The organism is Asticcacaulis sp. P2_B1 (assembly GCF_056404915.1).
Map to the genome: position 1 here is coordinate 645,790 of NZ_JBFUDD010000002.1, position 24,737 is coordinate 670,526.

Below are 24,737 nucleotides of genomic sequence, written 5' to 3' on the forward strand. Positions count from 1 at the left end.
ACTTCCCTTACGCATCCACCTCAGCATCCAACGCATTATCCTGGATAAACTCCCGGCGCGGCTCGACCAGATCCCCCATCAGCTTCGAGAACATCTCGTCCGCCTCATCGGCATGGTTGACCTTGACCTGCAGCAATGTCCGCACATCCTTGTCGAGCGTGGTTTCCCACAGCTGCTCGGCGTTCATTTCCCCAAGGCCTTTATAGCGCTGGATCGTCATGCCCTTGCGGCCGGCGTCCAAAACGGCGGCCACCAAGTCCAAAGGCCCGCGGATATCGGTCGACTTGTCCTTGCGGGTGAAGATGCCGACATCGTTATAGATATCACCCAAGCCATCGGCGCGTTCACCTAAACGGCGGGCGTCCTGGCTGTGCATCAAGGCGTCGTCGAGCGCGATTTTTTCCTGCACGCCACGACGCGTGCGTTCGAACAGATAACCGCCGGCCGGACCGACACTGACCGACCACGGCCCGTCGCCGTCTTCGTTCAGGCGCGTCAGGCGAACCGCCACGGCGTCCATGTCGGGATGCGTGCCGAACAAGCCGCCAAGCGCCGCCTGCTCGATGGCGAAGGCCGGCGCACGTTGGCTCAGACGATCGACACTGGCCTTGAAGCTCTTGGCCGAACGCACCTGGGCTTCCAGATCCATACCGAGGATACGTTCGCCCGATTTCAGGCTCAACACAGCGTCGCCGATGCCTTCGTCGATAAGATAGGCGTCGAGCTCCGTATCGTCCTTCAGGTAGCGCGACGACTTGCCCTTGGCGACCTTATACAGAGGCGGTTGAGCGATATAGAGATAGCCCTTGTCGATGATCTCCGGCATCTGACGATAGAAGAAGGTCAGCAAAAGCGTGCGGATGTGGGCGCCGTCGACGTCGGCGTCGGTCATGATGATGATCTTGTGGTAGCGCAGCTTTTCGATATTGAAATCGTCGCGGCCGATGCCAGCGCCAAGGGCGATAATCAGGGTACCGATCTGCTCGGACGACAGCATTTTGTCGAAACGGGCGCGTTCGACGTTCAGAACCTTGCCGCGGAGGGGCAGGATGGCCTGGTTTTCACGGTTCCGCGCCTGCTTGGCCGAACCGCCGGCGGAGTCCCCTTCGACGATGAAGATTTCAGACTTGGCCGGATCGCGTTCCTGGCAGTCGGCCAGCTTCCCTGGCAGGGACGAGATGTCGAGCGCCGACTTGCGCCGGGTCAGGTCGCGCGCCTTGCGGGCGGCTTCGCGGGCCGAGGCCGCTTCGATGATCTTGCCGACGATTGCCTTGGCTTCGAGCGGGTTTTCCTCGAACCATTGCGACAGCTTGTCATAGACCAGGCCTTCGACGGCCGGGCGGACTTCGGACGAGACCAGCTTGTCCTTGGTCTGGGACGAGAATTTCGGATCCGGCACCTTGACCGACAGGACGCAGGTCAGGCCTTCGCGGGCGTCTTCGCCGGTGACCGTGACCTTCTCCTTTTTGGCGGCGCCGGACGATTCCATGTAGGCCGTCATGACGCGGGTCAAAGCGCCGCGGAAGGCCGCCAGGTGGGTGCCGCCGTCGCGCTGCGGGATGTTGTTGGTGAAGCACAACATCGTCTCGTGATAGCTGTCGTTCCACTGCAGGGCCAGGTCGACCTCGACCTTTTCGCGCGCGCCGCGCACGTCGATCGGCGCCCGCAGGATCGATGTCTTCGCCTTGTCGAGATGCTTGACGAATTCGACGATGCCGCCGTCATAATGCAGGATGACTTCGTAAGGTTCGGCCTCGCGCATGTCGGCGAAGCGGATCGAAACGCCGGAATTGAGGAAGGCCAGTTCGCGCAGGCGGTGTTCCAGCGTCTTGCGGTCGAAATCGATAAAGGCAAAGGTCGTCAGCGACGGGAAGAAGGTGACTTCCGAGCCGGTATGGTCAAGTCCGTTGTCGCGCTTGGGGGCGTCGCCGGTGACCTTGAGCGGGCTGACGGTGACGCCGCGCTCGAAACGGACCTCGTGCTTCTTGCCCTGGCTGTAGACGACCAGGTCGAGATAGTCGGACAGGGCGTTGACGACGGAGACGCCGACGCCGTGCAGGCCGCCGGAAACCTTGTAGCTGTTCTGGTCGAATTTACCGCCGGCATGGAGCTCGGTCATGATGACTTCGGCGGCCGAAACCCCCTCGCCTTCATGGATGCCGACGGGGATGCCGCGGCCATCGTCGGTGACCGTGCAGGAGCCGTCCTGATTGAGGATGACCTGGACGCGGGTGGCATAGCCAGCGAGTACTTCGTCGATGGCGTTATCGACGACTTCGTAGACCATGTGGTGCAGTCCGGAGCCGTCGTCGGTATCGCCGATATACATGCCGGGACGCTTGCGGACGGCGTCGAGACCCTTCAAAACCTTGATCGAATCAGCGCCATATTCTGACTGTCCGTTGGCGTCCTTGCCATCGGCGTCTAGTTCGTTGGAATCGGTCATGGAAGGCCTTCGTTTTAATCAACAAAATCAATGAATTGCCCGGCCTCAACACGCACGCCGAGCGCGCGGTTCGTAAGGCCGTCGAACAGGCCCTGATCGGTGCCTGTAAAGAAGGTTTGTAGCCCTAAAGCATGGGTCTCGTCAAACAATGCGTGCCTGCGGACGGGGTCCAAATGGGCCGCCACTTCATCGAGCAGAAGGATGGGCGGGCTCAGGTTCAGCATGGCCGACAGGCGCGCGCCCTGGGCCAGGATGATGTTGAGCAGCAAGGCCTTTTGCTCGCCGGTCGAACCGTCGGCCGCGGGGCGGTTCTTGTCGCGATGGACGACGCTCAAATCCATGCGGTGGGGGCCGAAAAGCGAGCGGCCGGCGGCGCCATCGCGGCTGCGGGCGCGCTTGAAACCCATCATCAGGGCGCCCCTCAGACCGAACACGCTGGCGTCGGGGTCGTAATCGGCGCCGGTGAGGCCGAGATCGGCCTTTGGGAACGGTCCCTGGTGGTTTTCGATCTGGTCCTGCAGGACGGCAACGGCGCGGCGGCGGGCGTCGATCATCTGCTCGCCGCGTTCGCCCAGCTCGGCCTCCAGCAGGGTCAGCCAACCGTCGTCATTCGGGCCGTCGGTCAGCAGGCGCAGACGTTCTCGCAGGGCCTTCTCATAGGCGCTGACGACGGCGGCATGGGCGGGTTCGGCGGCATAGACCAGGCGATCGAAGAAGCGCAGGCGTTCGGAACGGGCTTCGAGGAAGAGACGGTCCTGGGCGGGCGTCAGCCAGATCAGCCGGACGTGTTCAAGCAGGCGCGCCGCCGTGACGGTCTGGCCATCGAGACGGACAGTGCGTTTGTCAAGATTGCGCGGATCGGAGCCGGTGCCGATATGGATTTCGTTTTCGCCGCTGTCGAGTTTGGCGGCAACGCCCCAGGCGCGGCCACGCGCTTCGTCGGGCAGACGGCGGCCCAGTTCGTTGAAGGCAGCTCCGCGCAGCCCGCGGCCGGGATTGAGGACGCTGATGGCTTCGAGCAGGTTGGTCTTGCCGGCACCATTGGGTCCGAACAGGTAGACACTGCGGCCATGGACGGCGAAATCCAGCCGTTCATAGGACCGGAACTCGGTCAGGGACAGGGATTGCAGCGCGTGGCTTTGGGTCGTCACCGGTCCGGTTAGACGCGCAGCGGCATCAGGACGTATTGCACGCCGTTATCGACCGGGTCGAGCACCAGGGTGGGTGACGAGGCGTCGCTGAAGCGCAGTTCGACGTTTTCGCCGCCGATCTGGCCCATGACATCGAGGATATAGCGGGCATTGAAGCCAATATCGATGGTGTCGTTGTCGTAGTCGATTTCGGCTTCTTCGACGGCCTGGCCGGCTTCGATATTGCGCACCGACAGGGTCAGGCGGCCGGGCTCGATCGTCATCTTGACCGAGCGCGACTTTTCCGCGGAGATGGTCGAGACGCGGTCGACGGCTTTCGACAGCACGCCGGTATCGACGATCATGATCTTGTCATTGCCCTTGGGGATGACGCGGCCATAGTCCGGGAACGAGCCGTCGATGATCTTCGACGTCAGCGAGGCGTTACCGAACTGGAAGCGGATCTTGGCCGGCGATACGGTCAGGTCGACATAACCGGTGCCATCGTCGAGCAGCCGGCGGGCCTGGTCGATGGTCTTGCGCGGGATGATGACGCCCGGGCCGCCCATGGCGCCTTCCGGGGCAGGCATTTCGGCCAGGGCGAGGCGGTGACCGTCTGTGGCGACGGCGCGCAGGTAGTTGGAGCCGTCTTCGCTCAAGCAGTGGAGATAGAGGCCGTTCAGGTAGTAGCGGGTTTCTTCGGTCGAGACGGCGAAGCGCGTCTTGTCGATCAGGCGTTTCAGGTCGTCGCGCAGGATGGCGTAGGCGACGCCTTCGTTATCATTCGACATGATAGGGAAGTCGCCGGCGGGCAGGACTGGCAGGGCGAAGCGCGAGCGGCCGGCCGAGACGCTGAGGCGCGGATCATCGCCGGCGCTGAACTTGATTTCGACGTCGGCGCCTTCGGGGAGTTTGCGGACGATTTCGTAGAGGGTGTGGGCGGGGGCCGTGATCTGACCGGGAATGGAGACGGTGGCTTCGGCGGTATCGACGATTTCCATGTCGAGATCGGTGGCCGAGAAGGACACGGTGCCGCGTTCCGCCGACAGCAGGACATTGGACAGGATGGGGATGGTGTTCCGGCGTTCGACGACGTTCTGGACGTGGCCTAGGGCTTTGAGGAGGGCACCACGTTCTATGATGAATTGCATCTTGTTGTCCTGATTGCGGGTCGTGTCCGACTCGCTGAAACTCGGGGCCGGGAGGCGGACATTAGAGCAAAATTTACGAAGTTCAATCGCCGACGGTGGAAAATGCCCACGATTGCGTTATGGGGTGCGGGGTCCGCGACCCCACATCTTTTCTTTCTTTCCCTCGCCTTTCAGGCGGGGGGAAAGAAAGAAGGGAAGTCTTGGGGCCTCGGGCCCCAAACCCCATAAATCAAGTGTTGCGCAGTTTCCGCGTCAACGCTTCCACATCACGCGCAATCTGATCGTCAGCCAGCAATAGCTCCTCGACCTTCTTCACCGCGTGCAACACCGTCGTATGGTCCCGGCCGCCGAAACGACGACCGATGTCCGGATATGACCGCGTCGTGTGCTGCTTGCACAGCCACATCGCCACCTGACGCGGACGCGCCACACTACGCGTACGGCGCTCGCTCAGCAAATCCGCCTGCTTCAAACCGAAATGGTCCGAGGTCAGCTTCTGGATCTCGTCAACCGTCACACGGCGCTCAACGGCCACCTTCAGGTTCGGCTGCAACAGCGCCATAGCTTCTTCCAAAGTCAAACTCCCAAGACGCGGCCCAGCACTTGCCACCAGGGTATTGACCGCGCCTTCAAGCTCGCGGATCGACCCCGGCACACGCTCGGCCAGAAAATGTAAAACATCAGGACGCGGCTCCTGCGGCGCGCCCAAACGCTGCGACAACTGCTGCAGCTTGCGCTCGATGATGCCCATGCGCAGGCTTTGGTCAGCCACATCCAGCGCGCAAACCAAACCCGACGACAGGTGCGAACGCAACCGCGCCTCGATCTCGGTCAGCTGCGACGGCGGACGGTCGGCCGTGAATACGACGCGACGATTGTTCTCGATCAGGCTGGTCAGCGTATGGAACAGCTCTTCCTGGCTCGATGTCTTACCGCCGATGAAATGGACGTCGTCGACCAGCAACAGATCGGCGCCGCGGATCTCGTCCTTGAACGCCGCCGTCGACTTGTCCATCAAGGCCTTGACGAAGGTCGAGGTGAACTTTTCCGCCGTCAGGTAAACGATCTTGGCATCGGGACGGCGCATCTGCGCTTCCCAGCCGATAGCGTTCAGCAGGTGGGTCTTACCGTAACCGTAAGGGCCATGGAAAAACACCGGGTTGAAATGGCCGTCGGCCCACGATGCCACCTGGCGCGACATGGTATAGGCGAATTCATTGCCACGGCCGGAGACGAACGAGTCGAACGTCAGACGTTCCTGCAAGCCGCTGATGCGATTGGCGTTCGAAACGACAACCGGCTGACTCTCGGCGACAGGCTCGCTTTCCGGCGTGCTGATGGCTTCGGAACCCGACAACGGCTTGGTGACGGCCGGCGTTTCAACCCGAACTTCGCCGCCCCGAACCTCACCGCCCAAGCGGTTCTCGTCCTCATATTCGACGCGACATTTGACGTCGAGAATGCGCGATTCAGGATCGTGCTGCGACCACAGCTCCTGCGCCCGGCGTATGGCATTGCGCGAAATCCAGTCGCGCGCATAGGCCGTCGGTGTCACCAGGACCGGATCGCCGAACGGCCCCGGCCTGACGGATGAGGGCGCGACGTACGAATTGTACGGCCCTTCGCCCAATTCCTTGCGCAGCACGGTCGCCACTTTCGACCACACTGACTCAGGAAGAATCGGTGACCAGCTTGTCATGCTTGGCATTCTTTTATCGCCCCGATCATTTTGCCCTTACCCACACTATACTTCATGACATCGTTCCCGTTGGTTTTAGCGATCCGAGATCCCCATAACCCCCTGTAAGCGACGTGTTCAGCGTCCGGCATGCAAGGCTACACCCTGCACTCAACGCGCCATTGGCTCCGTCCGCCACCCTACCCTCACCACAAGGCCGGCAACGCACGTTTTACCGCGAAGACCCCAACCGTTTTCGGCCATCGGTCAAAACTTCACCCCTTACACGCCAGCCGCGAAGCAAAACGTGCAAACGGTTACCGATTCCCCTGTCACGCGAAATGACCGGGTCATCGATACAGCCCCGCTGAGCTGGCGACCGCACAATACATGCAGTCGTCACCGGCGAAACTCAACCCCAGGGGACAGGCAGGACCTAGCCGTCCAACCGCCCCGGAAAAGCAGAAAAGCCTCATGATCCGACCTTGGCCGGATACCGGTCAATTCGTCCGTGTTGTGACGACTTGACCGTGAGGGCCTCAAATTAACGTTCTCGCGTTCCCGGTCAATGACCTTATTTGCAGTTTGCCCCGTATAAGGGTCTTGACTCTGCTAACCTGTTCGCTCGCAACGAGAAATTAATACTATATTTGGCAATTATTTTTCGCCGCCCGCAACTTTTTACCACAGGTGTGGACAAGCTTGCGCACAAGGCAAAATCCACCCGTCGCTCACCGTGATGGGTGGGCGTTTGGGGCAGAGATTATGTCGGAGAAGTTGCAGAAACCGCCCGCTCGCAGCAGGCTCTTCCACGTCGTCAGGCCGTGGCGGGCAGGCGCCCGGCCACGGTTGGCAACTGACAGCTTAGGCCGTGGCCAGCTTCTTCAGTTGCGCGGCCAGGCGCGAAACCTTGCGCGAGCCGGTATTCTTGTGAACCACGCCCTTGGATACGGCGCGCATCAGTTCCGATTGCGCCTCGACGAAAGCCGCCTGYGCAACGGCAGCGTCGCCGCCGGTCAGGGCTTCTTCGAACTTGCGCACATAGGTGCGAACGCGCGAGCGGCGCGCCTTGTTGACTTCGGTACGGGCAGCGATCTTGCGGATCGCCTTGCGGGCGCCGGGGTTATTGGCCATTCATCACCTGACAGGAGGTATAGGTTAAAGCGTACGCACCCCGCTCGGGATGAGCGGAGACGTGAATTTCAAGGGGGCGGGATATAACCGAGACTAAGGCCCCGGTCAATCATCCTTAGACCCTTTTCGCACCTTGCGGGTAAAAATTATGCACAGACGGGGACTCATATCCGATTCACCGGTCTTGCCGCGACCCGCGGTTGCGCGTAATCTTATTACATACGGGGGAGTTCCAATGTCATTGATCACACGTCGGGCGACTTTGGGCGCCGTTATGGCCACAGGCTTGGGTGCCGGCCTCGCCGTCGCCACAAGCGTAGAGGCCAAGCCCAATATCGGCAAGCCGGCGCCTAAATTTACCCTGCACACCTTCGACCGCCGCAAGATCACCCTGGCCGACCTCGCCGGCAAGGTGATCGTGCTGAACTTCTGGGCGGTATGGTGCGGCCCGTGCAAATACGAGCTGCCGGAAATCGACACCTATGTCCGCAGCAAGGGCGGCGACGATCTTAAGGTTTTCGCCGTGACGATCGACGACACGGTGTCCGACAAGGATTTGAAGCCGCTGGCCTCGGTCCTGTCCTTTCCGCTGGTATCGCGCATCGACGGCAATTACGGCATTATCGGCGGCGCGGTGCCCAGCAACTACGTCATCGATCGCAACGGCATCCTGCGCTATGCCCAGGCCAATGCCTTCAGCTATGGCAGCTTCGCTGCCACGGTCGGCCCGCTGCTGGCGGAAAAGGCTGTTCCCGCGCCAGCACCGGGTGCCACGACCTAAGCTATTTCTGACACACCGGGCAAAAGAAGCTCGATCGGCCTTGGTGAACCTTGCGCTCGATTATCCCGCCGTCGTCGCGTTTGCACGGTTCACCCTTGCGATCATAAACACAGAAGCGATGCTGGAACGTGCCCAACTCACCGGACGCCGCGGTGAAATCGCTGATCGACGATCCCCCGACCGTCACGGCCTCTTCCAGCACCGACTTGATGCAGTCGACCAAAACGCTCGCCTGCTTTTTGTTTAGCTTGTCGGCCGCGTGATCGGGGCTCAACCGCGCCCGCCACAGCGCCTCGCAGACATAGATGTTGCCAAGCCCGGCTATGCCGCCCTGGGCCATCAGCAGGGCCTTGAGATTGACCTTGCGACCCGTCGCCATGCCCATCAGGTACTGAGTGTTCAAATCGTCCGACAAAGGCTCGACACCCAGCCCCTTGAACCATGAACTCTCATACAATTCCGCCGGCGACGTCAGCAGCATGAAGCCGAAACGCCGCGGGTCGTAGAAGTCGATGCGGCTGACCTTGCCGTCCGGATGATGGGCGAGGCATTGAAAATGCAAATGCTTCTGGTCCACCGTGACCTCGTGATAATAGTGGCTCAGGCTCTCGGCCGAGTCGTTGATCTGGAACCGCCCGGTCATCCCCAGATGCGTCACCCACACCTCCTGGGTATCCAGCCAGGCCAGCAGGTACTTGGCGCGACGCTCCAGCCGCAAGACCTCGGCGCCGTTCAGACGTTCAGCAAACCGTTCCGGAAACGGATAGCGCAGATTGGGGCGATGCAAGCGCACTTCACCCAGCTTCGCCCCGACCAGATGGGGCTCAAGGCCGCGCCGGACCGTCTCGACCTCGGGTAATTCGGGCATGGTCGTCTCCAATCCGGGTTGGACTTAGCACCCGACCGATTGGCTCACAAGGTATAGGTCTCTTAAGAGCAGGGGTCGCGGACCCCTGCACCCCAACACTGTAAGAGCAAATTGAACAAGAGCGGTTATGGGGTGCAGGGGCCCGAGGCCCCTGCTCTTTAAAAAGCCTTAAGCCACGCGAACCAAACGCCGCTTGCCCAGCTCACCCAGATCGGCGAACCATTGCCGCGGATCCAGCGCCACGTCGTCATTCAATGCCATGGCATCCCACGGCATTTTCGGCGCCTTGCGTTCCGAGGCGGCGACGATGGCGCGCAGTTCGGCCGCCGAGGTGACGCCGACCATGACGGTCGAGACGCCGGCCAGGTTGAGCGCGAAGCTCAGGGCCGCATGCAGCGGATCGGCGCCCATCTCGGCCATGATCCGGCGTACGCGCGACAGGTGCGGTCCGACGGGGATGAGATTGGCCGGCAAGTTTTCGCGCGGCAGGAAGAGCAGACCTTGCAGGAAGACCGAGCGCAATTGCACTTCGCAGCCCAATTCGGCCAGACTTTCGATCGTGCCGTTGCGCACCAGCCGTTGATCAAGGATCGAGGCCGGCACCTGCATGATATCGGGCTTGAAGCGTTTGGCGAGTAGCAGGGGCTGGTCTTCGTAACGGGCGCTGATGCCGATCTTGGTGATCAGGCCGTCGCCCTTGAGTTTTTCGAGGCGCGCCCACATGGCGTCGCCATCGGGGCCCATCAGGTCTTCGGCGCGATCGACGAGGGCGGCGTGGGCACGGACTAAGCCCATATGGTCGACGGAGCGGCGCAGGCGCGATTCCAGCCACTCCAGGCCCTTTTCGAGGGGCAGGGTGCGGACCTGGGGCTTGAAGGGCGACGGGAAAGGCCAGCAGCGGCCGAGGATGCGTTCGACATCGCCGTCATAGTGGGCGGCATCGATCTGCAGAACCTTGCAATCGGCGGCCAGGGCCAGGATTTGACGCACTTCGTCCTCGCTCACACGACCACGCGTGTTCGAGATGCCGTAATCACAGCCGAATTGTGCTGAACCCAGACCTAAGGCGGCAACCATGCCCGCTATTCACCAGAAAATAACTACGTCCCTTAACCAAGAACGAACAGGTGCAAAATGCGGCCCAAACCTTAAACAACCTCTTTACAGCTTATAAAAAAACGATGTTTCTTCACAGGCCTGTTGATAACATTATGGTTAACGGGGATTAATTTTTTGTCGCGTACCCTATCCAAAAGTGCAAGATTTCTTCGCAGGACACTTTTTGGAGTGCGCTTAAACCGCGAAGATGCGACGTCTGTCTGGGAAACCCGAAACGCTGACATCCTGATCGCTGACAAGGCCGTTTTTCAATGAATAGACCCAGCCGTGGATGGTCAATTCCTGTCCCTGGCGCCAGGCGGCTTCGGTGATCGGATTGACGGTGATATTGCGCACTTGCTGGATAACATTGAGTTCGCACAGCCGGTCCAGCATATGACTTTCGTCGGGGCAGGCATCCAGTTCGTGTTTGTGGGTATGGGCGACTTCGCGGATGGGCGACAGCCAGTGATCGATCAGGCCGTGCTCGCTCGACTCGACCGCGGTGCGCACCCCACCGCAGCCATAATGACCGACGACCAGGACGTGCTTCACCTTCAGGACATGGACGGCATATTGCAGGACGCTGAGATAGTTGGCGTCCTGGTGCGGCGCCAGATTGGCGACATTGCGGTGGACGAACATTTCGCCCGGATCGAGATTGACGATTTCGTTGGCCGGCACGCGGCTGTCGGAACAGCCGATCCAGAAATATTCCGGCGATTGCTGGCGCGTCAGGCGCAGAAAGAATTCAGAATCCTTAAGGACCTTTTCCTCGGCCCATTTGCGGTTATTGGCGATCAGATGATCCAGCATAATCCGGTCCTCACGTAACTGAGATGCTTATAGAACCGGCGGCCGGGAGATCAACCCTATTTATGCGTTTGCGAGATCAAGTCATGCGCACATTGAAATACGCAGCCGATCGCCTGGTCGATGGCGAGGCCAGCCTTTTCGAACGAATGGTAACGGATCAGCAGGATCAGGACGACGACACCCAGGCAAGCCAGCAGACCTTCGACGACATTGAGCAGCATAACCGTCGGGCGCATGCGCTTGACCTTGGCGTAGGAGGTCAAGCCTTCCGGCGCGCGCGTCATTTCGGAAAACTTCATCTCAACCCCCTTGATACCAAACCTTAACGCACCTTAACCGCAAATTCCGCTCGGCGCTAGTCCGCCAAAACAGTCCCAGGACAGGCCATGAAACCCCTTGTCTTTCCTACAGGTTTCGGTCAAATGCCGTCAGGTCAAACAAGCCCAAACGGGCAACAGGGGCAATGCATGTCGGCGAATGACAAGACAAAGACACGTTTCGGCGGATTGAAGACCATCGTGGCGGCCTCGGCCGCCGGCACCACTTTCGAATGGTACGACTTCTTCATCTTCGGCACCCTGACCAAGATCATCGCCGACAACTTCTATACCGGGCTTAACGAAACCCTGGCGACCCTGGCCGCCCTGTCGACCTTCGGTGTCGGCTTTATCGCCCGGCCAATCGGCGCCCTGGTCTTTGGCCATATCGGCGATAAGAAAGGCCGCAAGGGCACCTTCCTCTACACCATCCTGGTCATGGGCCTGGCGACCATCGCCATCGGCCTGCTGCCCAATTATAAACAGGCCGGCGTTATCGCCCCGATCCTGCTGATCTGTCTGCGCATCATCCAGGGGTTTGCTTTGGGCGGCGAATATGGCGGCGCGGCTATCTATGTCGCCGAACACGCCCCTTCCAACAAGCGCGGCGCCTTTACCGCCTGGATCCAGAGCAGCGCGGCGTTCGGCCTGATCACCGCCCTCCTCGTCATCCTGGCGACACGGACCCTGCTGACCGAACCGGTCTTCGCCGATTGGGGCTGGCGCATTCCGTTTGTCATTTCCGTCCTGCTGCTGGGCGTCTCGGTCTATATCCGCGCCCGCACCGCCGAAAGCCCGGCCTTCAAGGCTTTGCACGAGCAAGGCCAATTGGCCAAGAGCCCGCTGTCGGAAATTTTCACGCGCTGGAAAAACCTGAAAGGCATGCTGATCGCCCTGTTCGGCTTCATGACGGCTCAGGGCGTCATCTGGTACACGGCCTTCTTCTATACCCAGGTCTTCCTCACCAACTTCGTCAAGCTCGATCAGGCCCAGATGAACTGGCTGATCATCGGCATGACCCTGGTATCGGCGCCACTCTACATCATCTTTGCCACCCTGTCCGACAAGATCGGCCGCAAGCCGGTCGTCTGCTTCGGCATCATCCTGGCCTGCGCATCCTTCTTCCCTGGCTTCGACATGCTGATGAAATACGGCAACCCCGACCTCGACGCGGCGCATAGGGCCAATCCGGTCTATGTCGTCGCCGATCCGGCGCAATGCACCTTCCAGTTCGACCTGTTCCAAACCGCAGTCTTTACCTCGCCGTGCGACCTTGCCAAAAGCGTCGTCACCGGCGTCGGCACGCCCTATGTCAGCAAGCCCGACACGGCAGGCGGTGCCTCGGCCAGCGTCCGCATCGGCGATCAGACCATCGCCATCCCATCCGGCGCCGGGCTCGACAAGGCCGCGATCAAGGCCCTGAAGGCCAAGGCAAGCGGCGAAGTCAAGGCGGCGATGAAAGCGGCCGGCTATCCGGAGAAAGCCGATCCGAAAAAGGCCAATCTGCCGGTCATGTTCGGCGTGCTGGTCATCTTCGCCATCGCCTGTACGGCGCTCTATGGCCCGATGGCGTCGCTGCTGGTCGAAATGTTCCCGACACGGGTGCGCTATACGGCCATGAGCCTGCCTTACAATATCGGCACCGGCTGGTTTGGCGGGCTGCAACCGGTCCTGTCGTTCGCCATGGTGGCGGCCTCGGGCAATATCTATTTCGGCCTGTGGTATCCGGTTGGCACGGGTATCCTGGCCGTCATCGTCGCCCTCCTCTTCCTCAAGGAAACCAAGGGCCGGGATCTCAGCACGATCGAATAGGGTTCTTCGCGCAGATAGGCCTGAACCCCGCAATTTATTGTTTTTCGCCTTGCGACTTATAATAAATTGCATACACTCCTCCTGTTGAAACCCAGGAGCAACGGTCATGCCGGCCGACACGATCGATCACAGCACGCTTATCCAACTCGTTGAGGCAGGAAATGTGTGCGACGCACATGTGGTGACCAAGACGGACGGCTTCGTCATTGAAGTCACCTACGGTCAACGCAATCGGGTCCTGAAAGCGCAACGCAGTGGCCAGGAGCGGCGCTTCAAGAAAATGGAAACTCTGATGAGTTATCTGAGGGGCATCGGTATTTCGAAGTTCGATGTCGATATGGTGTCGGTGTCGCCGGCTGAGATGAAGACAACCGAGCGTCCAGACAGATCCGAAGCTCTCCGCAAGACACACGCGGCTTCGGCCGACTACGACCAGTGGTTTCTCGATCAGGTCGACGAAGGCATTTATCTGGCCGACGCCCCTGACGCGGTGTGGATCAGCAATGAAGATGCCCAGGCATCCTGGAAGAAGAAGCGGGATGAGCTTCTTGCCCGCGCCGGGTCGAAGTCTTGATCATCGTATGGCTGGAAAAAGCCATTGTCGATCGCGATGGTCAGTTAGACTATATTGGCGAGCGCAATGTCACCGCCGCCATCGGGCAGGGTGATCATATCGAAGCCCAGGTCAACATGCTGGCCGATTTCCCCAATATGGGTCGAGCCGGCAAGCGCAAGGCGACGCTGGAACTGGTCATCGACAAAACCCCGTTCATCGCGGTGTACCGGGTGAAGCCGCGACTGGAGCGCGTCGAAATCCTCCGGCTATTGCACAGTGCTCAGCAATGGCCACCAAAAAAACCAAGGACCGCGACCTGAGCACGATCGAATAGTTGAAGCGCCTAATGCAGTAGTCAGAGCGCTGCATAAGAACCCCTATTTCGTTGATTTCATTCGTTTTTTAGTGTCGTTATGCAGAGGCCCGTAAAAGGTAATAGCGCACCTAAGGCGCGCCACCGGCGATGGTTTTGACGCGGATATGACTCTTGTCCTGATGACCGTTGGCGTCGATCAGGGTCAGGTCGTAAAAGCCCTCGGCCGGCGGCGACCAGCTGAATTCCCCGGCCTCGTCCTCATGGACCGGCTCGCCATTGACGTACCAGGAGATCGGCCGCAGCCCGTGGGCCGACAGTTTCAGCGGCCGCACCAGTTTCAGGTTGCCATCCTTGTCGACCCCGGCCTTTTCGACATAGACGGTCGCGTTATTGGGCGGAAACAGGATCGACGCCTTGCTGTCGCGGGCATTGAGGATGCGCAAAGCCGTCGGCGCCACATTGGGTCCCAGGGCATTGGGTAACTGGGTTGGGGCCTGCAACTGATCGAAGACGTCGAACAACAGCGGCGCGGCGGCTTCGCGACCGGTCTGGTCGGCGCGTGCACCGCCATCGGGGCGGCCGGTCCACACCATGACGGCGTAACCGCCGGCCACGCCGACCGCCAGGGCATCGCGATAGCCGTAGGAGGTGCCGGTCTTGAAGGCCGGGCGGTTGCCGGCACGCATCAAGGGCCCGGGCAGGCGCCCGGCGGGCGGCGGCGTTTCGCGCAGGATGGTGATGATACGGTCGGCGGCGTCGCCACGCATCAGTCTCTGGCCTGAGGGTTCATTCTTTTCGTCGCCAACCGTATAGGCCAGGGGCTTGACCAGGCCGTGATCGCCGAGGCCGGCATATAACATGGCCAGATCGTCAAGCCGAATGCCCTCACCTCCGAGGGCCAGAGCCAGGCCGGAATCGTGCAGGCCCGACTTCGGCACGACCAGCTTGACGCCGACGCCTTCGAGGCGCGCCTGGAAGACAGCGGGGCCGACGCGGTTCAGCACCGCCACCGCCGGCACGTTCAACGAATTGATCAGAGCCTCCTTGACCGAGACCTCACCGTGGAAGACGCGGTCGAAATCCTCGGGCTGATAGTCGCCGAAGCGCGTCGGCGCATCCATCAGCCGTGTTTCCGGCGCCACCAGGCCGTCTTCGAAGGCAAAGCCGTAGATGAAGGGTTTCAGACTTGAGCCCGGCGACCGCAAGGCGCGCGTCATGTCGATCCAGCCGCCCGGCCGGTCCAGGCCGCCGGAACCGACACTGGCGCGTACGCCGCGGGTCTTGATATCGATGACCAGGATGGCGACGGAGGTATTGGGACCCTGGTCGCGCGCCGTTTGCGCCGCCATGGCTTCCAGGCGAGTCTGCAGATTGGCGTCGAGCGTGGTGACGACGGTCGCCTGCAATCCCTTGACGTTTTTGGCCAGGCGCCCGGCCGTGTGCCAGGCAATGGTCGGGAAGGTGAAGCGTTTCGTCACCATCGGTTCGTCGACGGCATTCTTGACCTGGAGCGCGTCGATCTCGCCGGCCTTTTGCATGCGCGCCAGGATCAGGTTGCGCGCCGCCAGGGCGATCTCCGGACGCTTGTCGGGACGGCGGGCTTCGGGCGCCTGGGGCAGGGAGATCAACAACGCCTGTTCGCCAAGCGTCAGGCTGACCGGTTCATGGCCGAAATAGCTGAGCGATGCTGCCCGCACGCCTTCCAGGTTGCCGCCATAGGGCGCCAGGGTGAGATAGAGCGAGAGAATGTCGCGCTTCGAATAGCGCATGTCCAGTTGCAGGGCGCGCAGGGCTTCGATCGCCTTGTTGCCATAGTCGCGGGGGTGCGGCGACAGCAGGCGCGCCGTCTGCATGGTGATGGTCGAGCCGCCGGAGACGATGCCGCCGGCGTGGATGTTCGATAATAGCGCCCGCAGGATCGAGGTCGCGTCGACGCCGGGATGGAGATAGAAGCGCTCGTCCTCGGTCTTCAGCAAATGTTGGACGAAGCTCGGGTCCGTGCGGTCGAGATCGGCACGGATGCGCCAGCGGCCGTCGTCGACCGGCAGGGCGCGGAGCCAGGTGCCGTTGCGGTCGAGCGCCACGGCCGAGGCGCGTTCGGCCTTGGTCATATCGGGCGGCAGGGCGACATTGACCACCGCCACCAGCAACTCAAGCGCCATCAGGCCGATCAGGGTCTTGACCAGCGGAGCGATAAGTTTGTCGGGATTGAGAATTTTAAACCGCTTGAACATCGTGGTGTCTTCCCCTCGCCCCGTGACCACGGGGAGAGGGTGGCCCGAAGGGCCGGGTGAGGGGCGTGTCGGCCACCGGAAAGCAGAAGACGGTTCGCCAACCTGAAGCCGTTCATCTTGATCTTCGTCGGCGGCCCCTCACCCGCCAGGCTGAGGCCTGGCACCCTCTCCCCGTAAGAACGGGGCGAGGGGAAGGAGAGAGGCGGCCGATGCAGCTTTATTGCCGGGCCGAGATGACCGTGCGGCTGCCGCCGGTGCGGCCATAGGTGCCGGGACGGTAGAAGTCCTTGGCCTCGGCCCCGGGCAAGTAGTAATCCCCTTGCGTCACAGCACGCGCGATATAGGCCATGGTGAAGCCCTGGGCCGACGAGACGTCGAGCGCCGCGATAAAGCGGTCGTCGCGGGCCTCGGCCACCTTCAGCGAGGTCAACTCACCGACAAAGCGGAACGGTCCGTTCTGGGCGTCTTCATTGGTCAGGGTCGAGTCGATCTCGAAACCGGCCGGCAGCGGATCGTCGACCACGATGGGCCGCAGCTCCGCCATGTCCGAATGGCCGGAAATGACGATCAGGACCTTTTGTCCCTGGACCAGATGCGACGGATCGATGCGCGAACCGTCCAGGGCGTAGAAGGTCTTGACCAGGTTGAGACCGTGGCTGTCGGCGGCAGGCGAAGTCGACGGCGTACCGATCACCGTCACCGTGCGCCAGATGGCGCCCGAACCGGTGTTCTTGAGGTGCGCCTGCGCCAGGGCGCCGACGCCGTAACGCGAGACGTGCATGCCGCCGGGCAGGGTATTGACCCCCTGGGCGTCGATCTTGGTCACGCCGGCGGCCTTCATCATATAGGAGGCGGCGCGCAGGACATAGGCGTCCTCGATCGTGTTCATCTGGGCCGGCGACTTCATCGAGTTTTCGAGGCGCGGAATGAGACCGCGGGCGATGTCGTCTTCACCGGCTTCATAGGCGAGCGCAATGACACCGGCCAGGTCGCGCAGCGGCGTCTGGTACCAGTCATTGGGGTCGCTGTAGCCGAGCTTGGCGATCGCCTGCTGGAAGGCCAGACGAGCACGGGCACGGTCGCCCATCATGTCAAGGCCGGCGGCAACCTGGGCCCGCGCCAGGGGCGAGGCCTCGGCGGCGAACTGGACGTCCTGATACCAGCGCAGGCGGGCGAGATCGCCCGAATGCGCCTTGGCCAGGACATACAGCGAATAGGCCGAGGCCCGGCTGCGCAGTTGTTTGGTCAGATTTTCGCCCGACACACCGAACCACGACCACTCCGACGGCACGCTCAGGCGATAATTGACGCTGGTGAAACCGTCGGGCTTGGCCATGTCGCGCATGGCGTTGAGCGCCTTGTCGATAGCTTCCTGCGGAACATAGACACCGCGAGCGCGGGCTTCGAGCAGGAAGTCGGTGGCATAGGCGCCGACAAAGCCGTCGGCGTCGCCGTCACCCGGCCGCCACAGGCCGAACGCCCCGTCCTCGGTCTGACGATCGAGAATCTTGTCGACCGCCTGTTTGAGGGCATAATTGGCGGGCTTGGCCGCGTCCTTGCCGACCAGGGATTCCGAGACATAGAGCCACGGCGAGCCGGACGACGTCACCTGTTCGGTGCAGCCATAGGGGTATTTGTTGAGCGCGGCGGTGAGCGGCGCCGGATCGATATTGCGGAACGGCGAATAGGAGACTTCGACCGTCGCCGAACCGGGCTGGAAGCCGGCCAGCAGGTTGGCCGGCGGCGTCCAGGTTTCATTGACCGCCTGGGACTGGGTCACGACCTGGGTCAGTGGTCCCCAGCCATTGCGCGTCTGGATCTGGAAGGCGTCGGCGAAGCTGTAACCCTGGCCGTTCAACCCGACCTGGACGGTCGAGATGCCGGTGGTTTGCGGCGCGTCCATCGGTACGCTCTGGATGGTACGGTCACCGTGGTTGAGGTTAAAGGCTTTCTCGAAGGCGATGATCAGGCCTTGCAGACCGCGGACAAAGGTTTGGTAGAGGCCGGGCTTGCCGTCGACATTGTCGAGTTCGAGCGTCGCGATGGCGTGGTCGCCGGGCGCCAGGAAGCGCGGCAGGGAGAGGTCCGCCACCACCGGTTCACGCACGATCAGGCGTTTTTGGCCGGCGCCGACGGCATCGTCGGTCCAGGCCACGGCCATGATCTTGAGCTCGCCGTTGAACTTGGCGATCGGCATGCGGATGGTCGCCTTGCCGTCGAGCCCGGTTTGCACCACGCCCGACCACAAAGCCACCGTGCGGATCGGCGTCGTCGTCAGACCCTCCCCGCCCAGCTGATCGCCACCGAATTCGATCGGCGCCGGCGCCCCGAGATTGGGATCGAGCAGGCGGCCGTAATCGTCATTATAGTCGACGCCGAGGGCGCGCTTGCCGAAGTACCACGCCGTCGGATCGGGCGCGGTGAACTTGGTCAGGTTGAGGATGCCCTGATCGACGACGGCGATGCTGACCTTGGCGCGATCACCGAACTTGATGCCCTTGATCTCGACCGGCACGTCGATATAGCCGTGGCCCTGGATGTCGAGCTTGGGCTGTTGCGGCGTGTCGCTGACCGGGATGACCACACCCAGCTTGCGCGACTTCGGATCGAGCGGAACATAGATCAGGCCGATGGCGCGGCGCGGCTTTGACGAAGTTACCGGGTCGCGCGGCTGAATGACGCTGACCATGATATAGGCGCCGCCACCCCAGGCCGCGGTCGTTTTCAGGCGCACCGTGGTGCCGCCTTCACCGACCGTAACCGTCTTGAGATCGACCAGGTGGTCGGTGGCGACGGCGATCTGGGCTTCGCCCTTATAGGGGGCTTTCAGGGTCACTTCGACGGTGTCGCCTTGGCTGTAGGAGGTCGATCCGGCCGTCAGACGGACGAAATCGGGCGCGTCATTGCCTTGTTGCGACGAGCCCCAACCCGAGGAGAAGCGCGTCACGGTCTTGGCCTGACCCGGCACCTCGACCTCGATGCGGTAATCGCCCCAGTCGAGATTGCGTTCGAAGGTCGCGCCGGTATTGGCGTTGAGGTCATAGGGCTTGGTCGAGATGATGACGTCGTGGTGGGTCGAGCGCCAGTTCCATTTGCCGTCGGCAATGTACCAGTCATAGTCCCAGACTTCGGAAATCAGGGTGACCTTGGCGCCCTTGACGGCGGTCTTCTGGCCCTGGGGCGTCAGGCCGATGATGTTGAACGACATCTTCGGCGTGTCCTTCCACGAACCGTCCTTCTGGTCGACCTTGACGCCGAGATAGAGCGGGCTCTGGCGGATTTTCAGGGTCTGGCTTTCCTTGACCGGACGGCCGCCGGGTTCGAAGACCGAAGCGGTCAGGAGGACGCTGAGCGGTTGCGTCGTGTCGCCGGCCAGGGAGGCGTCGAACGGGAACAGGGCATTGCCCTGGGCGTCGGTGGTCGAGGCCGGCAGATCGACATATTTTTCCTCATAGGGTGTCGATTCATCGCCGAAGCTGTAATCGGCAAATTCCGGGAACGGGTTGGCGTCGGCGCGGATGCGCGCTTCGCCGGTGACCTGAAGGCCCGAACCGATAGCGCCATAGAGATAATGGGCGGCGACCGTCACCGGCCGGCTTTCGGTCAGCGACAATAATGGTTTTTGCGCGTCGGCCTTGACGTCGACACCGAGGCGTTGCGGGGCGAAGTCTTCGACCGCGAAACCGACATTGCCGGCGTCGCCTTCGATCCCGTCAAGAACGATCTTGGCCGACCATTGGCCGCGCGGAGCCGATTTCGGCAACATGACATCGGCGCCGGCATAACCCATCGGCGTCTTGACGAAACCGAAGCGGAAGGCTTCGACGCCGGAGGGACGCGTGACGATGAGGAAGCCCTTGCGATCCTTGATCGCCTTGCCTTCATTATCGCGCACCATGGCGACCAGGTGGACGACTTCGCCGGGGCGATAGATACCGCGGTCGGTATAGAGGTAGCCGTCGACGCCATTGACATTGGCGCGGCCGTCGGTGGTCGAGCTGTCTTGCCGCCCGCCGACCCCGTGCGAGGTCAGGTCCATCGGCGAGCGATCGATATCGACGGCGGTATAGTCGTCGCCGGCGCCATAGGCCATGATCATCTTGGGCGCCAGGGCGTCCGTGCCTTTCAGCAGGGCGCCGTTGAAGGCGGCATGGCCGTCGACCCCGGTGCGCACTTCACCCAGGGTATCGCCATTGCTGGCGACCAGGTCGACCTTGACCCCGGCCAGAGGCTTGGCGGTCTTCAGCGAGCGCATAACGACGTCGAGGCCGTTCTGCCCCTTATAGGTCGTCATCGCCATGTCGGTATAGATGACCCAGCGCCGCGCCTGGGCCGGCTGGTCGTCTTCTTTTTTGTCGCGGCCGCCCGAGGCATCCTTCACCTTGACGATATAGGCGCCCGGCTTCAGGGTTTTCAGCACGGCGCCCAGCGGGAAGACCGTGGTCACGCGTTCGCCGTTGCCGGCCTTGACCCCGACCTTGCCGGTCCAGATCTTAACGCCGATATCGTCGGCGGCATCGTCACCCCAGCTGTCGTCCCATTCGCCTTCAGCCGTCGGCTCCGGCGCCGAGACCGATTTACGCACCAGGTTGCGGTCGGAGACGTGCCAGACTTCGAAGGCCAGGGAGGTAACATTGACAGTTTCGACAGCCACCCCGTCGCCTTCCTCGCGCGGCAGGATGACACCGTTGCCGGCAAAGCCGACATAGGGCGGCTTCTCACCGAAGCTGAAGTCGAGGTCCGTATTGGCCTTCAGGGTTTCCATGCTCTTGCTGGGCAGGCCCTTGAGCAGGGTAATGCGGCGGTCGGTAAAGCCGAAACCGGAAACGCACAGTGTGTCGTCCTTGACCGAGACGGCCGGGGCCGACGGCAGGGCCGGCGAGACGACGACATAGTCGCCATAGGATTTCGCCGAGTCGAGCGGGCGCGAGAACTGGATACAGGCTTTCGGCGCGGTGCCGGTGGTATCGAGATTTTGATGCCAGACGTCGAAACCGGCCGGCTTGGCGTCGCCGGCGCGCGGGGCGTTCTTGTCGCGCGGCTTACCGAACAGGCCGGTCGCCGGTCCGGCCAGTTCCCCGGAGTCGGTGACGGCGGCCATGGAATGGCTTTGGTCGCCATTGGTGGCGCGGGCGGTGAGGAAGCCTACACCGAAGCCTGCGATGAGCACCGCCGCGGCGCCCGCGATCAGGGTTCTGTTATGCCAGTCGATCATGGAATTGTCCCCGCCGTACCCAGGCGTTCGGCCGCCCGGCAAAGTATCGTTAACCGGGAAGAGAACAGCGGATTAGGGCAAAGATCAATCTTTGTTTTGCCAATTTTCCGAATAACGCTAATGATTCCGCCGAAGGGCATGGCCGGCGGTTGACGACGCGCAACCCTCTACCGTTTTCGCCTCCGCGGGAGACCCTGGATTTGAGTAAGTTCGCACGCGTGATGGTGCTCGTCGTCGATGACAACCACTATATGCGCGTCATCGTCTGCACCATGCTGCGCTCCATGGGAATCAGCCTGATCCGCGAAGCCTCAGACGGCATCGAGGCGCTGGAAATCGTGCGCGACTGGCGGCCGGACGTTATCATCCTCGATTTGATGATGGAGCAGCTGGACGGCATCGAATTCACCAAGCTGGTCCGCCGCGGTTCCGACAGTCCCCACCCCTATGTACCGATCATCATGATGACCGGCCACACCGACCGCCGCCGCGTGTTGGAAGCCCGCGATGCCGGCGTCAACGAGTTCATCGCCAAGCCCTTGACGGCGCGCGCCCTGATCGACCGCCTGCGCAGCGTCATCGACAACGAACGCGGCTGGGTCAAGTCGCAGAATTATGTCGGCCCCGACCGCCGGCGTAAGGTCGTCGCCGACTATAAGGGGCCGTTCCGCCGTGTGGCCGACAAGGCCGAGGGGAAGTATTAGGCCTGGACCACCTGAGACATATCGCCGCGAGAGCGCTGTAACATTTATGGGTCAAGGGCCCGTGGCCCTTGCCTTTACCACTTTTTGTGTCGCCATTTTAAGCTTTCTCATTTAAAACGCTTCGCATGAGCGAAACAACAACCTCCCCCTTCGGCTTCAAGGATGTCGACGCCCGCGAGAAGGTCTCGCTGGTCCATGACGTCTTCGCCCGCGTCGCCGACAAGTACGACCTGATGAACGACGTCATGTCGATGGGCGTGCACCATGTGTGGAAGGACGCCGCCTGCGCCCGCCTCAATCCGCAGCCGGGCGAGATCATCATCGACTGCGCCGGCGGCACCGGCGATATCGCACGCCGCCTCGCCAAGCTGGCCCGTGCCGCCAAGGCCCGGCGCCTGGCCCGCGGCACCATGGCGCGCGACGCCGAGATCCGTATCATCGACTATAACGAAGCCATGATCATGGCCGGCCGCGAGAAGTCGGCCAAGCTGAAACTGCACGAGCCGGAGATTTCGTGGTCGGTCGGCGACGCCATGAACCTGGCCATCCCCGATAACAGCGTCGACGCCTATATCATTTCCTTCGGCATCCGTAACGTCGCCGACGTCCAGGTGGCGCTCAACGAAGCCAAACGCGTGTTGAAGCCCGGCGGCCGTTTCTTCTGTCTCGAATTCTCGCACCCTACGTCGTCGGCAGTGGCGAAAATCTACGAGACCTACAGCTTCAAGGTCATCCCCTTTATGGGCGAACTGGTGGCTCAGGACCGCGACAGCTATCAGTACCTGGTCGAAAGCATCGAGCGCTTCCCGGATCAGGAAACCTTCAAGGGCATGATGGCCAAGGCCGGCTTTACGCGTCTCAGCTATACCAACTTCTCCGGCGGCGTTTGCGCACTGCACGAGGGCTGGGCGTAAGGCTCGACATTCCCATGGCAGGTATCGATTCTTGGCTGCGCATGTTCCGCACGGGCTTTGTCCTGTTGCGTTACGACGCCCTGATCCCGAAGGAGACCTCGCACCTCCTCGATCCGATTCCTCGCTTTTTTGTCGGGGTTGTGCGCGGGATGTTCGCCAAAAAATCGCAACTGCGCGCGGGCGAGCGCTATGCCAAGGCCTTTCATCACCTCGGGCCGGCCTTTATCAAGCTCGGCCAGGTCCTGTCGACGCGCGCCGATATTTTCGGTGAGGCCTTCGTCACCGACCTGTCGCACCTGAAAGACAATCTGCCGCCGTTTTCCAAGGCGGTGGCCGAGGCCAGCGTGCTGGAATCGCTGGGCGCCCCGGTCGAGACCATCTTTTCCGAGTTCGGTGATGTTTTGGGCTCGGCCTCGATCGCCCAGGCCCACGAGGCCATCCTGAAGGACGGCCGCAAGGTCGCCGTCAAGATCCTGCGCCCGGATATCGAGACCATCATCGCCCGCGATATCGGCATGCTGACCCTGGGCGCCAAGGTCATCGCCTTCTTCTTTCCGACGGCACGGCGCTTGGAGCCCGAGGCCTTTGTCGCCACGGTGGCGCAATCTCTGCTCCTGGAACTCGACCTGCGCCTCGAAGCATCGGCGTGCGACGAGATCGGCAAGATCATCAACAAGGAACCATGGATGCGGGCGCCGAATGTGGTGTGGCATCAGGTGTCGCGCCGCGTTCTGGTCACGGAATGGGCTGAGGGCACGCCGTTGTCGCGGCCGGAAGCCCTCACCCTGCCCGGCCTCGATCACAAGGAACTGGCCGACAATCTCATCCGCGCCTTTTTGAGCCAGGCCCTCGATCACGGCGTCTTCCACGCCGACCTGCACGAAGGCAATCTGTTCGTCTCAGCGCCAGCCCAGATCACCGCCATCGATTTCGGTATTATCGGCCGGCTGCGCCCCAAGGAGCGGCGCTATCTCGCCGAAATGCTGTGGGGCTTCCTGCGCCGCGATTACAAACGGGTGGCCGAGGTCCATTTCGAGGCCGGTTATGTTCCGCGCCACCACAATGTCGACAGCTTCGCTCAGGCCCTGCGCGCGGTCGGCGAGCCGGTTTTGGGGCGCCAGGCGACCGAGGTTTCAATGGGCCGGCTGCTGACGCAACTGTTCGAAATCACCGCCCAGTTCGACATGCACCTGCGCCCGGAACTGGTGCTGCTGCAAAAGACCATGGTCAGTGTCGAAGGTGTCGCCCGGCGGATCTACCCTGAGCACAATCTGTGGGAAGCCGCCCGCCCGGTGGTCAAGGACTGGATCTCGCGCGAGCTGTCGCCGGTGGTCGAAGCCCGCCGTCTGTTCGAAAAGCTCGTCAGCCGTTTGCGGTCGGACGACGAGGAGGGTGTCACGGCTCGGGAAACGTTCGAACTGACCACCCTGCGCGTCGTCGCGTCGCAAGGCCGCATGTTCGGCCTGATCGCCCTGGTCGTGTCGGTCATATCGCTGGGCGTCATCATCTGGATGGCCGTGCGTTGATTTGGCGCAATGAAAGCCATCACATCTTGAGATAATCTCGC

General features: G+C 61.8%; 18 protein-coding genes. 7 read left to right on the forward strand and 11 right to left on the reverse strand.

Annotation, left to right across the window (positions count from 1 at the left end):
• Nucleotides 1-7: 7 nt before the first annotated feature.
• The 5 genes from gyrB to rpsT form a co-directional block, all read right to left on the reverse strand.
• A complete protein-coding gene (gene gyrB, locus AC1DX3_RS07305) occupies nucleotides 8-2,446 on the reverse strand; it encodes a DNA topoisomerase (ATP-hydrolyzing) subunit B (protein WP_476988594.1) in 2,439 nt (812 codons plus the stop codon).
• Between the two features lie 14 nt (nucleotides 2,447-2,460).
• Nucleotides 2,461-3,597, reverse strand: coding sequence for a DNA replication/repair protein RecF (gene recF, locus AC1DX3_RS07310; RefSeq protein WP_476988595.1), 1,137 nt, complete (start codon nucleotides 3,595-3,597; stop codon nucleotides 2,461-2,463).
• Between the two features lie 8 nt (nucleotides 3,598-3,605).
• Nucleotides 3,606-4,727, reverse strand: coding sequence for a DNA polymerase III subunit beta (dnaN, locus tag AC1DX3_RS07315; RefSeq protein ID WP_476988596.1), 1,122 nt, complete (start codon nucleotides 4,725-4,727; stop codon nucleotides 3,606-3,608).
• Nucleotides 4,728-4,956: 229 nt separating this feature from the next.
• Nucleotides 4,957-6,426, reverse strand: a complete 1,470-nt coding sequence (gene dnaA, locus AC1DX3_RS07320; protein WP_476988597.1) for a chromosomal replication initiator protein DnaA — start codon at nucleotides 6,424-6,426, stop codon at nucleotides 4,957-4,959.
• An 843-nt stretch (nucleotides 6,427-7,269) separates the two neighbouring features.
• The gene (gene rpsT / locus AC1DX3_RS07325; RefSeq protein ID WP_476988598.1) at nucleotides 7,270-7,539 is read right to left on the reverse strand and encodes a 30S ribosomal protein S20; all 270 of its coding nucleotides are present in this window, start codon (nucleotides 7,537-7,539) and stop codon (nucleotides 7,270-7,272) included.
• Between the two features lie 235 nt (nucleotides 7,540-7,774).
• On the opposite strand from rpsT, the gene AC1DX3_RS07330 reads away from it, so the two are divergent.
• The gene (locus AC1DX3_RS07330; RefSeq protein ID WP_476988599.1) at nucleotides 7,775-8,320 is read left to right on the forward strand and encodes a TlpA family protein disulfide reductase; all 546 of its coding nucleotides are present in this window, start codon (nucleotides 7,775-7,777) and stop codon (nucleotides 8,318-8,320) included.
• 1 nt (nucleotide 8,321) lies between these two features.
• On the opposite strand, the gene mutM is transcribed toward AC1DX3_RS07330, so the two are convergent.
• The 4 genes from mutM to AC1DX3_RS07350 all read right to left on the reverse strand — a co-directional run bounded on the left by mutM (nucleotide 8,322) and on the right by AC1DX3_RS07350 (nucleotide 11,401).
• The gene (gene mutM / locus AC1DX3_RS07335) at nucleotides 8,322-9,188 is read right to left on the reverse strand and encodes a bifunctional DNA-formamidopyrimidine glycosylase/DNA-(apurinic or apyrimidinic site) lyase (protein WP_476988600.1); all 867 of its coding nucleotides are present in this window, start codon (nucleotides 9,186-9,188) and stop codon (nucleotides 8,322-8,324) included.
• A gap of 168 nt (nucleotides 9,189-9,356) precedes the next feature.
• Nucleotides 9,357-10,265: an aldo/keto reductase gene (locus AC1DX3_RS07340; protein ID WP_476988601.1), complete on the reverse strand. Its 909-nt coding sequence runs from the start codon at nucleotides 10,263-10,265 to the stop codon at nucleotides 9,357-9,359.
• A 216-nt stretch (nucleotides 10,266-10,481) separates the two neighbouring features.
• Nucleotides 10,482-11,102, reverse strand: a complete 621-nt coding sequence (locus tag AC1DX3_RS07345) for a carbonic anhydrase (RefSeq protein ID WP_476988602.1) — start codon at nucleotides 11,100-11,102, stop codon at nucleotides 10,482-10,484.
• A 56-nt stretch (nucleotides 11,103-11,158) separates the two neighbouring features.
• Entirely contained in the window at nucleotides 11,159-11,401 is a 243-nt protein-coding gene (locus tag AC1DX3_RS07350) for a hypothetical protein (protein WP_476988603.1), read from the reverse strand.
• 168 nt (nucleotides 11,402-11,569) lie between these two features.
• On the opposite strand from AC1DX3_RS07350, the gene AC1DX3_RS07355 reads away from it, so the two are divergent.
• The 3 genes from AC1DX3_RS07355 to AC1DX3_RS07365 all read left to right on the forward strand — a co-directional run bounded on the left by AC1DX3_RS07355 (nucleotide 11,570) and on the right by AC1DX3_RS07365 (nucleotide 14,107).
• Complete coding sequence (locus AC1DX3_RS07355) at nucleotides 11,570-13,231, forward strand: MFS transporter (protein ID WP_476988604.1); 1,662 nt, start codon at nucleotides 11,570-11,572, stop codon at nucleotides 13,229-13,231.
• 106 nt (nucleotides 13,232-13,337) lie between these two features.
• Nucleotides 13,338-13,805, forward strand: a complete 468-nt coding sequence (locus AC1DX3_RS07360; protein ID WP_476988605.1) for a hypothetical protein — start codon at nucleotides 13,338-13,340, stop codon at nucleotides 13,803-13,805.
• Nucleotides 13,802-14,107: a type II toxin-antitoxin system RelE/ParE family toxin gene (locus AC1DX3_RS07365; protein ID WP_476988606.1), complete on the forward strand. Its 306-nt coding sequence runs from the start codon at nucleotides 13,802-13,804 to the stop codon at nucleotides 14,105-14,107. Before AC1DX3_RS07360 ends, AC1DX3_RS07365 begins: the two co-directional genes overlap by 4 nt.
• A 124-nt stretch (nucleotides 14,108-14,231) precedes the next feature.
• Here AC1DX3_RS07365 and pbpC read toward each other — a convergent pair whose 3' ends face one another.
• Nucleotides 14,232-16,337 carry a penicillin-binding protein 1C gene (gene pbpC / locus AC1DX3_RS07370; RefSeq protein WP_476988607.1) on the reverse strand — a complete coding sequence of 702 codons (2,106 nt, stop codon included), beginning with the start codon at nucleotides 16,335-16,337 and terminating at the stop codon, nucleotides 14,232-14,234.
• A 217-nt stretch (nucleotides 16,338-16,554) separates the two neighbouring features.
• Entirely contained in the window at nucleotides 16,555-21,552 is a 4,998-nt protein-coding gene (locus AC1DX3_RS07375) for an alpha-2-macroglobulin family protein (protein WP_476988608.1), read from the reverse strand.
• A 200-nt stretch (nucleotides 21,553-21,752) separates the two neighbouring features.
• On the opposite strand from AC1DX3_RS07375, the gene AC1DX3_RS07380 reads away from it, so the two are divergent.
• The 3 genes from AC1DX3_RS07380 to ubiB all read left to right on the forward strand — a co-directional run bounded on the left by AC1DX3_RS07380 (nucleotide 21,753) and on the right by ubiB (nucleotide 24,696).
• A complete protein-coding gene (locus AC1DX3_RS07380) occupies nucleotides 21,753-22,256 on the forward strand; it encodes a response regulator (protein WP_476988609.1) in 504 nt (167 codons plus the stop codon).
• Nucleotides 22,257-22,381: 125 nt separating this feature from the next.
• On the forward strand, nucleotides 22,382-23,170 hold the full coding sequence (locus AC1DX3_RS07385) for a class I SAM-dependent methyltransferase (RefSeq protein WP_476988610.1): 789 nt from the start codon (nucleotides 22,382-22,384) through the stop codon (nucleotides 23,168-23,170).
• A gap of 14 nt (nucleotides 23,171-23,184) precedes the next feature.
• Nucleotides 23,185-24,696 (forward strand): 2-polyprenylphenol 6-hydroxylase, encoded by a 1,512-nt coding sequence (ubiB, locus tag AC1DX3_RS07390; protein ID WP_476988611.1) that lies wholly within the window; start codon nucleotides 23,185-23,187, stop codon nucleotides 24,694-24,696.
• The last annotated feature ends 41 nt before the right edge of the window (nucleotides 24,697-24,737 follow it).